Below are 13,685 nucleotides of genomic sequence, written 5' to 3'. Positions count from 1 at the left end.
GGACTATACGCCGACGGCGATCCTGATATAGAGCAGGAATCCATCAAAAATCCATCAAAACAGCAAGCATGGCACATCCCTTTCTTGTCAAGGATATCGCTTTTCAGGCAGGTCTCAGCACTGCCACAGTCGATCGGGTGCTGAACGGCCGGCCCGGTGTGCGGCGGCAGACGGAGATGCGGGTGAAAGCGGCAATCGCCGAGCTCGAGAAACAGGCGGGTGCCGATGTAGCCGGTCGCAAGCTGACGATCGATATCGTCATGGAAACGCCTGACAGGTTCAGCACGGCGGTGCGGGCCGCCTTCGAAGCGGAGGTTGCGACCTTCCTGCCGACTGTCTTCCGCTGCCGGTTTCATTTTGCCGAGGTGGTGCGAGTGGCAGAATTGGCACAACTTCTCGACCGGATCCGGCTGCGTGGCACACATGGCATCGTGCTGAAGGCGCCCGACGTGCCTGATATCGTCGCGGCCGTTGCAAGGCTCGATGCCGCCGATATCCCGGTCGTCACGCTCGTCACCGACCTGCCGAATTCGGCTCGGTCGGCCTATGCCGGCGCCGATAACCGGGCGGCGGGGGAGACGGCAGCCTACCTTATCGGCCGGCTGCTCGGGGCCTCCGGCGGCAAGGCGCTGGTGACGCTGTCGAGCGGACGCTTCCGGGGCGAGGAAGAGCGGGAGATCGGCTTTCGCCGGGTGATCCGCGCGCATTATCCGTCGATCGGTATTATCGAAGTGAGCGAAGGGCATGGCACCGATGCCGCGACGGGCACGCTCGTTGCCGAAGCCCTTGCCGGTGATCCCTCGATCAACGCCGTCTATTCAGTTGGCGGCGGGAACCGTGCAGTGCTCGCCGCTTTCGAGGCTGCAGGCCGGCCGATCTCGGTCTTCGTGGCGCATGATCTTGATGCTGATAATCGCGCCTTGCTTGTGGAACGGCGGATCGATTTCGTGCTGCATCATGATCTCAGAACCGATGCACGCTCCGCTTTCCGTGCAATCATGGCTCGCACGATCCCTGCCAGTCGGGCGGCGCCGGCGGCGTTTTCGACCGTCGAAATCGTTACGCCTTACAATATGCCGACGAGCCAATAGTATGTTCGGGTTGATTGTCTTTCCATCTGCGGCAGATTCACGTTACAGCTTGCGGACAGCGAGGAGAGCGCATGGATCACAGTGACGTCGGCACAATCGCAGCATGGGTGACGGAACAGGGCCTGAACGGTGCGACCGAAGCGGAGTTGCTTGCCGGCTTCTGCGAGGCCTGCCGCAATGCCGGCATGCGGCTTGATCGCGCCATGGCGTTGATGGACACGCTCCATCCGGTGCATGAAGGCCGGGCCTTTCGCTGGGACAGCGTTGAGGATTTCGAGGGCGAGTTTGAATATGGCCCTTCGAGCGAGGGCCAGGGGCTGGATACCTGGCGTCGGTCGGCCTTCTACCATCTCTGGACCAGCGGAGATCGAGAGGTGCGGCGCAGGATCGGCTTCGGCGATCCGACTGATTTCATCATGCTGGATCAGATTTATAAGCTCGGTCATACCGATTACGTTGCCATGGCCTATCGCTTTGCCGAGGCCGGCACGATCGGCGAGATGGATTGCTTCTTCTCGCATTTCTCGACGAAGCATCCGGAGGGGTTTTCCGATCAGGATCTTGCGATCCTGCGCAAACTGGTGCCGGTGCTTGGGCTGGCAATCAAATGCGTGGCACTCGCCCGCATCGCCCGCACGATCGCCGAGGTCTATCTCGGCGAGGATGCGGCCCGCCAGGTGATGGACGGCAAGATCTCGCGCGGCAAGACCGAGCGCATTTCGGCAGCGCTCTGGTTCTCCGACCTCTTGAACTACACGAAGATCTCGGACAATTCTCCGCCGGAAGAGATCATTCCGCTGCTCAACGAATATAGCGAGGCGGTGATAACAGCGATTCATGAGGCCGGCGGCAATGTTCTGAAGCTGATCGGCGACGGGGTGCTTGCCATCTTCAAGGGCGAGGAGCCGGCGGAAAGCTGTTCTGCGGCGCTGAAGGCAGAGCGCCTGCTACGGCAGAAGCTTGCAGCACTCAACGCTGCGCGCGAAGTGAACCGGCGGCCGACGACGGATGTCTATATCGGCCTGCATATCGGCGATGTCTTCTACGGTAATATCGGCAGCCAGGATCGTCTGGACTTCACGGTCATCGGGCCGGCGGTCAACGAGGTCAGCCGCATTGCCTCGATCTGCCGTTCGGTCGATCTCAACGTGCTGATGTCGTCGGATTTCGAAGCGACGATCCCCGAGGCAGAGCGGAACGTCCTCGCCTGTATCGGCCGCTATGCTCTGCGCGGCGTCAAGCGCCCTCAGCTGCTCTATACGCTGGAAAGTGCGCGGCTGAACGGCTGACCAGCAAGATCTATCCGCGTTCAAGGCCTGCATAGGATGCAGGTCGGCTATTCGCTCCATGCAATTGCCCTAACGCAGCAATCCCTGTCCGCCGTCGATCCAGACCGGCGTGCCGGTAATATGCCTGGCGCGCTCGGAGGCGAGGAAGAGGATCGTTTCGGCGACATCTTCGCTCGATCCCGCCTTGCCGCCGGTGATGGGGATTTCGCCCTCCGGCCAGATGACGGGCACCTCGGTTTCCTCGCGGTGACGCGTCGTAGTGTTGGCGGAAATGCTGGTTTCGATGGCGCCGGGGCAGACGGCATTGACGCGGATGCCGTGTTTGCCGAGCTCCAGCGCCAGTTGCTGGACCATCGCGACCTGCCCCGCCTTGGTCGCGGTATAGGCCGTGGCGCCGGGTGTCGTGAAGGTGCGTGTGCCATTGATGGAGGAGACCACGACGATCGAGCCGCCGTTCATCTTCAGATAGGGGACGGTCAGATGCAGGGTCATATATGTGCCGCGCAGGTTCACGGCCATGGTCCGATCCCATTCTTCGGGCTTGAGGTCGTCGATCGGCGCCCAGACACCGTTGATGCCGGCATTGGCGATGACGATATCGATGCCCCCGAAAGTCTCGGTCATTTTCTCGATGGCAGTCCGCATCTGCGCTTCATCGCTGGTATCGGCGGTCAGTTCGATCGACTGGCCGCCGGCGGCAATAATCTCCTGGCAGGTCCGTTGCACCTCGCTTTCGGTGCGGCTCAGCACCGCGACCTTTGCGCCTTCGGCGGCGAGCTTCAATGCGGTTGCCTTGCCGATGCCGGAGCCTGCGCCGGTCACCAATGCGGTCTTTCCCTGCAACTCCATCGGCCGTTCCTCTTTGCGGTTGCCGGTAAGGCAATGATCGGGGCGGCTCTTGGTTCCGGACGCTCGGGCGATGACTACCATTTCAGGAGGCTGTGACGCAGCGCCCATTTCTCCGGTCCGTGAACGGCGGCGAAGAGCAGGCCGGCGAGGAAGGTGAAGTGATCGACGAAGAAGCCGAACTCGGCTTGGTTCTGCTGCCAGTGCGAGGGGCCATGGAAGGAGAAGGCGAGGAAGATCACGTAAATGCCGGCAAGCAGGCTGGCCTCGGTGAAGAAGGCGCCCGTGATGAAGGCGAGCGCCAGCGCGATCTCGAAGAAAGCAGCGATCCAGGTGAAGAATGTCGCCGCCGGAAAGCCGGCCGCGGTGATATAGGCTGCCGTCGCGCCGATATCGGCAAACTTGAAGCCGGCCGCCATGAAGAAGATGAAGCTGAAGATGATGCGGGCGATGATGACTGCAATGGCTCTGGCCATGGTAAAATCTCCTCTTTGAGTTTCCACTATGACGGACGAGCTGCCCGTTATCCGACAGAGCTAATGAAAAAGGGCCGCTTTCGCGGCCCTTCGTTTACCATTCGGCGAAGCTTCCGTCTTCATGGCGCCAGATCGGGTTGCGCCAGCGGTGGCCTTCCTTGGCGCGCTCGATGACATAGGCCTCGTCCACTTCGACGCCGAGGCCGGGACCTTGCGGAATGGAGACGAAACCGTCGGCGTACTGGAAGACTTCCTTGTTGGAAATGTAATCCAGAATGTCGTTGCCCTTGTTGTAATGGATGCCGAGGCTTTGCTCCTGAATGAAGGCATTGTAAGAGATGGCATCGACCTGCAGGCAGGCGGCAAGCGCGATCGGACCAAGCGGGCAGTGGGGCGCGAGCGCCACGTCATAGGCTTCGGCCATGGCGGCGATCTTGCGGCATTCGGTGATGCCGCCGGCATGCGAAAGATCGGGCTGGATGATATCGACATAGCCGTCCGACAGGACCGACTTGAAATCCCAACGGGAATAGAGGCGTTCGCCGAGCGCGATCGGCGTCGAGCAATGGTTGGCGATTTCCTTGAGCGTCTCGCGGTGCTCGGACAGTACCGGTTCCTCGATGAACATCAGCTTGTAGGGCTCGAGCTCCTTGGCGAGAACCTTGGCCATCGGCTTATGCACACGGCCGTGGAAATCGACGCCGATGCCGATATGCGGGCCGATCGCCTCGCGGATCGTGGCGATGGTTTCGACGGCCTTGTCGATCTTTTCGTTGGTGTCGACGATCTGCATTTCTTCGCAGCCGTTGAGCTTGATGGCCTTGAAGCCACGGGCCACAACGTCCTTGGCGTTGCGGGCGACGTCGGAAGGGCGGTCGCCGCCGATCCAGGAATAGACCTTGATGCGGTCGCGTACCTGGCCGCCGAGCAGCGAATGGATCGGCTGTCCCAGTGCCTTGCCCTTGATGTCCCAGAGCGCCTGGTCGATGCCGGAGATTGCTGACATGTGGATGGCGCCGCCGCGGTAGAAGCCGCCGCGATACATGACGGTCCAGTGGTCTTCGATGAGGAAAGGGTCCTTGCCGACTAGATAATCGGCGAGTTCGTGAACGGCGGCCTCGACGGTCAGCGCGCGGCCTTCGACGACCGGTTCACCCCACCCGACGATACCTTCATCGGTTTCGATCTTCAGAAACAGCCAGCGCGGCGGGACGATGTAAGTGGTCAGTTTGGTGATCTTCATGGAAATCGTGCTTTCGTTTCGCTTCGTGTTCCCATCGGCGAACGAAGCCGCCGATATTGCTCAGAGTTCGTTTATTTCGTCCGGCCGGCGGCGGTGAGGTCGCGTTTGGCGAGGTCGAGAATTCGGTTGACGCAATCGCGCGCCTCTGCCGCGTCGCGCAGGCGCAGTGCCTCCACGACCTTGCCATGAATGGCGATCGCTTCCCGGTGATCCGGCATGGCGAGGTTCGACGCGTGAAGCGCGAATTTCAGGGCGGCATGGATGGCGCCGGCGAGGCGGCGGAAGACCTGGTTATGGCTCGCCTTGAGAAGCACCGTATGAAAGAGGAGATCCGCCTCGGTGAAGGCTTCGGGATCGTCGCTCGCCGATTGCATGCGCTGCCAGGCTTCCTCCAGATCGGCGATCTCCTTGGCGGTCGCGCGGCTTGCGGCATATTCGGCCGCGGCCGGCTCGATCGTGCGGCGGGCCTCCAGGATACTCGCCAGCAAGTCGAAGTCGCCGAGATGCGGCCCCATCCACTCCAGCACATCCTGATCGAGGATGTTCCATTCGTCCTTGTCGCAGACGGTGGTGCCGATGCGTGGCTTGCCGCGCACGAGGCCCTTGGATTCCAGGACTTTCAGGGATTCTCGGATGACGGTGCGGCTGACGCCATGGAGGTCGCAGAGATCGTTTTCGCGCGGCAACAGCGTACCGGCGGGGTATCGGTTGGCGCAGATATCCTCGGCAATCGCCGCCGTCACGTTACGGCGGACGCGCGGCCGGCGCTCGGGCGCCGCAGTTTTTTCATCGCGTCTTGCTGCGGGCTGCATCGGAAGATTCCTCGTGGCCAAGTCTTTTAAAGCAATCATCATACACAAGCAATCTTCTTGTATGATGATTGGAATTCAATCTGGTGTCGTCTTCCGCGGATAGAGGACTATATTGCCGGTCGGAAGGGCAGAATGTCCTTCGCGGTGGAGCGGCACAACGCTTCGAAAACCAATCGAAACAGGAGGACGGCATGCAGATCAATCGTACAGGTTCGGCTCAGTGGTCGGGCGGTCTCAAGGACGGCAAGGGTCTGATCTCGACCCAGAGCGGTGCGCTGAACAATTACCCATACGGCTTCGCAAGCCGCTTCGAAGGCATTCCCGGCACCAACCCGGAAGAGCTTATCGGCGCTGCTCATGCAGGCTGCTTCACTATGGCGCTGTCGCTGATCCTCGGCGAAGCCGGCCTCAAGGCCGACCACATGGAAACTTCCGCCAAGGTGACGCTTGAAAGCGTCGAGGGCGGCTTTGCCATCACCGCCATCCACCTGTCGCTGACCGGCAGCATTCCCGGCGCCGACCAGGCAAAGTTCGAGGAACTTGCCGGCAAGGCAAAGGCGGGTTGCCCGGTTTCCAAGGCTCTCTCGGCCGTTCCGATCACGCTCGACGTCAAGCTCGCCTGATCCTTCAAGCCTGTTTTTATTCTGATGCCGCAGCTCTCCGAGGCTGCGGCACTTTTGTTTGCATCGCAAAATCATTGACAAATGAAGGATGATATTTTACGACTGACGAAATTCGAATTTCGTCAGTCGTAAAATATCAGGCCTGAAACCCATGAATGACATCGCGGAAAATACGCTCGACGTCACGCGGCAGGAAAATATCACCCGTATTCTCGATGCGGCGGAGCGGCTTTTCCGCCACTACGGCTATTCCAAGACGACGGTTGCGGACGTTGCCCGCGATCTCGGCATGTCGCCTGCCAATATCTACCGTTTCTTCGCCTCCAAGGTTGAGATCCACCAGGCGATCTGCGGACGCATGCTGGCGATGAGCTATGCGCTTGCAGCCAATATCTGCCATCAGAAGATCAGCGCTTCCGACCGGCTGCGCCAGTACGTGCGCAGCCAGTACCAGCTGACGCTCGACATGATGCTCGATCAGCAGAAAGTGCATGAGATGGTGATCGTCGCGATCGAACGCGACTGGCATGTCATCGAGAAGCACATCGACTCCATTCACGCATTGCTTGCCGACGTTATCCGCGACGGCATCGCTGCCGGTGAATTCGCCGAACAGGACCCCGAGATCGCCTCCCGCTGCTTTGGGGCGGCGACCATCAATCTCTGCCACCCGCAGATGGTGGCCCAATGTCTTGCCAAGACAAACCGGGCGACCGTGGACGAACTGATCGAATTTGCGATCAGGGCACTCAGAAAATAATCGCGGCCAAGGTCGCCCAAGAAAACCCTAGATAATCAGGAGTGCGAAAGATGTTTTCGCTCAAGACCTTCAGCAACCGCATGCCGTCCGTCATGAGCCTCGCGCTCCTTGGTGCGGTCGGTCTCGGCGTTGCAAGCTGCACGGAAGAAAAGGCAGAGGTTAAGGAGGTCATCCGGCCGGTCAAGGTGGTCGAGATCGCCAAGGCTGGCGATACCCGCACGCTGGACTATTCCGGATCGGTAAGGGCGCGCACGGAAATGAACCTCGGCTTCCGCGTCGGCGGCAAGATCACCGAGCGCCTCGTCGATATCGGCGAGCAGGTGAAGCCGGGTGACGTTCTCGCGCGGATCGACTCGACCGACTACCAGCTTGCGGTGAAGACTGCCGACGCCAATCTCGCCGCCGCTGAAAAGGCCGTCGAGACGGCCGATATCGCCAACCGTCGCGCCGAGCAGCTCTTCGACAAGAATGTCGCGCCGAAATCCCAGGTCGAGCAGGCTTCGCTCAGCCATGACCAGGCGATTTCGAGCCGGGATGCTGCCGCTTCCGCGCTCGACCAGGCGAAGAACCAGGTGAGCTATACGGAACTCAAGGCGGACCATAGCGGTATCGTGACCACCATCAATGCCGATGTCGGACAGGTCGTAGGGTCCGGCACGCCGGTGGTTGCCGTTGCCGTCGATGGTGAGAAGGAAGTGCAGATCGCGGTGCCGGAAAACGATATCGCGCAGTTCAAGCCGGGCAAGACCGTCAAGGCGAGCTTCTGGTCCGATGACCAGCTGGTGCTTGATGGCACCGTTCGCGAGGTCGCGGGCAGTGCCGACCAGCAGTCGCGCACCTTCGCCGTGCGTGTCAGCCTGCCGAACGATCCGCGCGTGCTGCTCGGGATGACGGCGACGATCGAAGCCGATGTCAGCAATGCGGACACCTATGTTTCCATCCCGCTCAGCGCACTGGCACAGAAGGATGGCAAGCAGGTCGTGTGGACCGTCGACCGTGGAACGGAAACCGTCCATGTCCGTGGCGTCGAGATTGCGGATTTCACCGGCGATGGCGTTCGTGTCGCCAAGGGGCTCGATAACGGCGATCTCGTCGTGGCAGCCGGCACACAATTCATGAGCGAAAACCTGAAGGTCAAGCTTCCCAACCAGCAATCGGCTGCCGCCGAAACGGAAGCAGCCGTCCGCTGAACGGTCAGGGAGAGGGAACACGACCATGGATACCACCACCACTGAAAAGCGCCCCTTCAACCTTTCGCGCTGGGCAATCGGCCATCCGAGCATCGCGCGGTTCCTGTTCGGACTGATCCTGATTACCGGTGTGCTCGGCCTGACACGCATGGGCCAGAAGGAAGACCCTGATTTCACCTTCCGCGTCATGGTGGTACAGGCGCTCTGGCCTGGCGCCTCGCTTCAGGACATGGAAGACCAGGTCACCAACAAGATCGAACGTAAACTGCAGGAAACCCCGCATCTCGACTGGGTAAAGTCCTACACACGCGCCGGCAGCACCATCATCACCGTGCAGGTGAAGGGTGACACGGATTCAGCTCAGGTCGCGGACGCCTTCTATCAGGTGCGCAAGAAGGTCGGCGACATCAGTGGCGACCTGCCGCAGGGCCTACTCGGTCCCTATTTCAACGATGAATTCGGCGATACGTTCATCACGCTGCATTCGATCAGCGGCGATGGTTATTCCTATCCGGAGCTGAAGACGTTCGCGATCCAGGCGCGCGACATGCTGCTGACGACGCCAGGCGTCGAGAAGGCGGTCATCATCGGCGATCAGCCGGAAAAGATCTATATCGACGTCTCCTCCAAAGCGCTCGCCGAGCGCGGACTGACGATCCCTGACCTGCAGAACGCCATCAAGGGCCAGAACGCCGTCGATCCGGCCGGCAACGTCGATACCGGCCTGCGCTCGGTTCGTATCTCCGTGGAAGGCAATGTTCACAAGGTGGAGGATATCCGCGAACTGCGCCTGCGTTCTGGCAATCAGGTGACGCGCCTTGGCGATATCGCCACCGTCACCTCCGGCCTCGAAGATCCCTATCAGCGCAAGTACCGCTATAACGGTCGCGAGAGTGTTCAAGTCGGCGTCGTCATGGCCAAAGGCTTCAAGGTCACCGATGTCGGCAAGGATGTGGAGGCGACCTACAAGCGCTTCGAGGACTCGCTGCCCTATGGCGTCGCCGTCGACCAGATCTCCAACCAGCCTGACGTCGTGACGGATGCGGTCAGCGAGTTCATGCATGCACTCGGCGAAGCGCTGGCCATCGTGCTCGTCGTCTCGTTCCTGTCGATCGGCTGGCGTTCGGGTCTTGTCATCGCCATCGCCATTCCGCTGGTTCTGGCTGCGACCTTCGCCATCATGTACGAACTCGGTATCGACCTGCAGCGCATTTCGCTCGGTGCGCTTATCATCGCGCTCGGCCTGCTCGTCGACGATGCGATGATCGTCGTCGAAATGATGGAGCGAAAGCTCGAGGAAGGTCTCGTCAAGATCGATGCGGCGAGTTTTGCCTATTCCTCGACCGCCTTCCCGATGCTGACGGGTACGCTGATCACCACGGCCGGCTTCATTCCGGTGGGCTTTGCGGCCTCGACGGCCGGCGAATATGTGCGTTCGCTCTTCTATGTGGTCGGTATCGCGCTGGTGACCTCATGGTTCGTGGCGGTCTATTTCACGCCGTGGCTCGGCTACATGATCCTGAAGCAGCGTCATCATGCGGGCGAGCATCATGACGTGTTCGACACGCGCTTCTATCGCGGCTTGCGCCATACGGTCGGCTGGGCGGTGCGCCATCGCGTCATCGTGGTTGTGCTGACGCTCGCCACCTTCGTTGCCAGCCTCTGGAGCTTCCAGTTCATTCCGCAGAACTTCTTCCCGCAATCCTCGCGCCCGGAAATCCTCGTCGATCTCTGGCTGCCCGAGGGCACCAGCATCAAGGAAGTGGAAGTCCAGGCCAAGGCGCTGGAAGCCAAGATGATGGACGATCCGGATAAGAAGTTCATCGCCACCTATATCGGCGAAGGCGCGCCGCGCTTCTTCCTGCCGCTCGACCAGCAGCTTAGCAACCCGAACTATGCGCAGCTCCTGATCATGGCCAATGACGAGCCGGCCCGTGAACGCCTCATCACCAAGCTCAGGACGATCCTTGCGGAAGATTTCCCATCCATCCGTGGCAAGGTCGACCGTCTGTTCCTCGGCCCGCCGACGGGCTGGCCGGTACAGATGCGCGTGATGGGTCCGGACCGTGGGGAAGTGCGTGAGATCGCCGATCAGGTAAAGGAACGCTTCGCCAAGGACCCGATGCTCGGCGCTGTTCATGACGACTGGCTGGAGCCGGTGCCGGCGATGAAGCTGGTCATCGACCAGGACCGTGCCCGTGCGCTTGGCGTCACCTCGCAGCGCGTCCGCCAGATGCTGCAGACCGCCATGTCCGGCGCGCCGCTCGACGACTTCCGCGACGGCGAAGAGACGGTGTCGATCGTCGCCCGCGAGCCGGATGCCAACCGTTCGCTGCTCTCAGCCGTCAACTCGGTCTATGTACCGACGGATTTCGGCGGTTTCGTTCCGGTCTCGCAGATCGCCAAGGTCGTGCCGTCAATGGAACAAGGCGTCGAATGGCGGCGCGACCGCCTGCCGACCATATCCGTGCGTGCGACATTGCCTGATAATGTTCAGTCGAATGACGTCGTGACCAAGCTGTACAACGACATGAAGGATCTGCGCGACAGCCTGCCGGCCGGCTACAAGATCGAGATCCAGGGCGGTGCCGAAGATTCGGCCGAAAGCCAGGCCTCGATTGCCGCCAAGGCGCCGATCATGCTCGTCGTCATCATGATCCTGCTGATGGCGCAGCTGCAGCATTTCGGCAAGGCGATGCTGGTCTTCGCCACCGGCCCGCTCGGCATCATCGGTGCCGCCTCGGCCCTGTTGATCAGCGGTGCGCCTTTCGGCTTCGTGGCGATCCTCGGCGTCATCGCGCTGCTCGGCATCATCATCCGCAACTCGATCATCCTCGTCGACCAGATCGATCAGGACATCAAGGCGGGCATGTACAGGCAGGAGGCGATCGTCGGAGCTGCCGTCCGCCGCTTCCGGCCGATCATGCTGACGGCGCTGACAGCCGTGCTGGCGCTGATCCCGATCTCGCGCGGCGTCTTCTGGGGTCCACTCGCCTACGCCATGATGGGCGGTATCCTGGTCGCCACCGTGCTGACCATCCTCGTACTGCCGGCCGGCTACGCTCTGTTCTTCGGCCGTGAGCCGAAGGCCAGGAATGACGAACATGCCAATGCCAACCAGGAAGAGGCGGATGGTGACATCCATCATCCGCCGGCATTGGCAGCCGAATGAGACAATGGCGCATGGCGCGGTCGAGGCCGCGCCATTTTTGTTTCACTCATCCTTTGTCTCACTCATCTTTTGTTTCGGGCCTTCGTGCTTGCGGCGGTAGTAGAGCGTCTGCCAGAGCATGTGGTCGCCGCGCACGCCATCGGCGTACAGAATGCTGCCGTCGAGGAGACGGGGGCGCTAAACGGGAGTAAAGATCGCCCTATATTCGTTGGAGGGAGGATATGACTGTGGCCGATTACCGTTTAGAAGCGAGCTGGAGCCCGGTCGAAGGACGTTTCGGGCGCTTCACTTTCACGCTCTTCAACCTTTCTGACGAACCGCTCTCCGGTTTTACGCTCGCCTATACTTCGCTCACCCGCGTGGCGGACGGACATGCCGCGGAAGGTGCCGTGCTCAAGCGGCGCGTTGCGAATTTTCATGAGTATTCTCCGCCTGATGGGCTCACGCTCAAGCCTGGCGACAGTTGGCAGTTTACTGTGGAGGGGCTGGCGAATGGCCCGAAGCACATCACGGCGGGCATCAAATCCGCCTATCTTACGCTTGCCGATGGCCGGCATGTCCCCGTCAGCTTCGGCGATCTGATGCTTGATGGCGCAGAGCGCGGCGAATTGCCTGAGCTGCTGCCGAGAGGCGAGGTGACGGAGCCGTTTTCGCTGCTGCCCTGGCCGCTCTCCCTATCAATGCGGCCGGACGAGGTGCCGCCCGTCGCGCTTTATCCGGCGGCCGGCTCGCGCGCCGAAGATATCAAGGCGGTGGCGAAGGTGCTGGCACTCTACCAACGACTCTTTCCCGCCGACAACGTGCCTTTCACGCTGCAGCCGGTCCAGGGTGGTCGGCCGATCCGCTTCGAGACGGAATCCTCGATCATGCCGACCGCTTATGAACTACGCTTCACGGCACAGGAAATCATTCTCGCCACGGATGATGCGGTAGGGCGGTTCTACGGGCTTATCAGCCTCGCCCAATTGCTGCACGGTGCGCGCCGGGATGCCGAGATCTTCCAGTTTCCCGTCTTCGGCGATATTGCCGACCAGCCTCGTTACGAGTGGCGCGGCTGTCATCTCGATGTCAGCAGGCAGTTCTATCCGGTCGAGGATATCGAGCGGCTGATCGATATCCTCGCCTGGAACAAGCTCAACATTTTCCATTGGCATCTGACCGACGATGAGGCCTGGCGACTGGAGATCAAGGCCTATCCGGAGCTCACGGAGATCGGCGCAAAACGCGGGCCGGATGAGGTTCTCGTGCCGCAGCTTGGTGACGGGGCCGAACCGCGATCGGGATATTACACGCAGGACGACGCGCGCCGGATCGTCGCTCACGCCGCTGCACTTCATGTCGATGTCGTGGCCGAGATCGATATTCCCGGGCACAGCGCAGCCGCTCTCTTTTCTCTGCCAAAGCTTGTCGATGGGCAGGAGGCGCCGGGCAGCTACCGCTCGGTGCAGGGCTATCCGAATAATGCGCTCAATCCGGCGATTGAGTTCACCTATGAATTCCTGGGCAAGGTGTTCGACGAGGTGGCAGCACTCTTTCCCTTCGACTATCTCCATATCGGCGGGGATGAGGTGCCGCATGGTTCCTGGCTCGCCTCACCGGCCTGCAAAGCATTGATGGAGAAGGAAAAGCTTGCCGGCACGGCCGAGCTCCAGTCGCATTTCATGCGGCGGATCAAGGCCATGCTTGCCGAACGCGGCAAGAAGCTTGCCGGCTGGAACGAGGTCTCGCATGGCGGCGGCGTCGATCGCGACGGCACGCTGCTGATGGCCTGGGAGAAGCCGGAGGTCGGCATCGAGCTGGCGGGCGAGGGCTATGATATCGTCATGACGCCGGGGCAGGCCTATTATCTCGATATGGCCCAGGCGGAAGGCTGGGGAGAGCCGGGTGCGAGTTGGGCTGGTTTCACGCCACCGGAAAAGACCTATGCATACGAACCCGAGGGCGAGTTCCCAGAGGAGTTGAGAGAGCGGATGCGTGGCATCCAGGCTTGCATCTGGGGCGAAAATTTCGTCTCGAGGGCCTATTTCAACCGGTTGGTCTTCCCGCGGCTGTCGGCGGTTGCGGAAGCTGCCTGGACCCCGACACTCCGAAAGGACTGGCTGCGCTTCGCCGCGATCGTCAGGATGTGGCCGAAGCTTTAAAGTTGGTTATTACGCAATTCCGGACGCAAACCCGCTGCACAC

11 protein-coding genes are annotated in these 13,685 nt (G+C 61.0%); 7 read left to right on the top strand and 4 right to left on the bottom strand.

The window, feature by feature from the left end; all coding sequences use genetic code 11:
* Positions 1-68 precede the first annotated feature (68 nt).
* Both FHT87_RS24915 and FHT87_RS24910 read left to right on the top strand, forming a co-directional pair.
* Positions 69-1,091 (top strand): LacI family DNA-binding transcriptional regulator, encoded by a 1,023-nt coding sequence (locus FHT87_RS24915; protein WP_183805371.1) that lies wholly within the window; start codon positions 69-71, stop codon positions 1,089-1,091.
* Between the two features lie 71 nt (positions 1,092-1,162).
* Complete coding sequence (locus FHT87_RS24910) at positions 1,163-2,380, top strand: adenylate/guanylate cyclase domain-containing protein (RefSeq protein ID WP_183805370.1); 1,218 nt, start codon at positions 1,163-1,165, stop codon at positions 2,378-2,380.
* A 69-nt stretch (positions 2,381-2,449) separates the two neighbouring features.
* On the opposite strand, the gene FHT87_RS24905 is transcribed toward FHT87_RS24910, so the two are convergent.
* The 4 genes from FHT87_RS24905 to FHT87_RS24890 form a co-directional block, all read right to left on the bottom strand.
* Entirely contained in the window at positions 2,450-3,229 is a 780-nt protein-coding gene (locus tag FHT87_RS24905; RefSeq protein ID WP_183805369.1) for an SDR family NAD(P)-dependent oxidoreductase, read from the bottom strand.
* 74 nt (positions 3,230-3,303) lie between these two features.
* Positions 3,304-3,702 (bottom strand): DoxX family protein, encoded by a 399-nt coding sequence (locus tag FHT87_RS24900; RefSeq protein ID WP_183805368.1) that lies wholly within the window; start codon positions 3,700-3,702, stop codon positions 3,304-3,306.
* Positions 3,703-3,796: 94 nt separating this feature from the next.
* The gene (gene dgoD / locus FHT87_RS24895) at positions 3,797-4,945 is read right to left on the bottom strand and encodes a galactonate dehydratase (RefSeq protein WP_007820404.1); all 1,149 of its coding nucleotides are present in this window, start codon (positions 4,943-4,945) and stop codon (positions 3,797-3,799) included.
* Positions 4,946-5,016: 71 nt separating this feature from the next.
* Positions 5,017-5,757, bottom strand: coding sequence for a FadR/GntR family transcriptional regulator (locus FHT87_RS24890; RefSeq protein ID WP_183805366.1), 741 nt, complete (start codon positions 5,755-5,757; stop codon positions 5,017-5,019).
* Positions 5,758-5,948: 191 nt separating this feature from the next.
* On the opposite strand from FHT87_RS24890, the gene FHT87_RS24885 reads away from it, so the two are divergent.
* The 5 genes from FHT87_RS24885 to FHT87_RS24865 all read left to right on the top strand — a co-directional run bounded on the left by FHT87_RS24885 (position 5,949) and on the right by FHT87_RS24865 (position 13,643).
* Positions 5,949-6,380 (top strand): OsmC family protein, encoded by a 432-nt coding sequence (locus FHT87_RS24885; RefSeq protein ID WP_183805364.1) that lies wholly within the window; start codon positions 5,949-5,951, stop codon positions 6,378-6,380.
* Between the two features lie 151 nt (positions 6,381-6,531).
* On the top strand, positions 6,532-7,140 hold the full coding sequence (locus tag FHT87_RS24880; RefSeq protein ID WP_183805362.1) for a TetR family transcriptional regulator: 609 nt from the start codon (positions 6,532-6,534) through the stop codon (positions 7,138-7,140).
* A 50-nt stretch (positions 7,141-7,190) separates the two neighbouring features.
* Positions 7,191-8,330, top strand: coding sequence for an efflux RND transporter periplasmic adaptor subunit (locus tag FHT87_RS24875; RefSeq protein ID WP_183805360.1), 1,140 nt, complete (start codon positions 7,191-7,193; stop codon positions 8,328-8,330).
* A gap of 25 nt (positions 8,331-8,355) precedes the next feature.
* Entirely contained in the window at positions 8,356-11,502 is a 3,147-nt protein-coding gene (locus FHT87_RS24870; RefSeq protein ID WP_183805359.1) for an efflux RND transporter permease subunit, read from the top strand.
* A gap of 227 nt (positions 11,503-11,729) precedes the next feature.
* Positions 11,730-13,643, top strand: a complete 1,914-nt coding sequence (locus FHT87_RS24865) for a family 20 glycosylhydrolase (protein ID WP_183805425.1) — start codon at positions 11,730-11,732, stop codon at positions 13,641-13,643.
* Positions 13,644-13,685 lie beyond the last annotated feature (42 nt).

It is taken from the genome of Rhizobium sp. BK316, assembly GCF_014193695.1.
Taxonomy (GTDB): domain Bacteria; phylum Pseudomonadota; class Alphaproteobacteria; order Rhizobiales; family Rhizobiaceae; genus Rhizobium.
The sequence above is the reverse complement of the archived record's forward strand: the minus strand, read 5'-3'. Positions and strand labels throughout refer to the sequence as shown.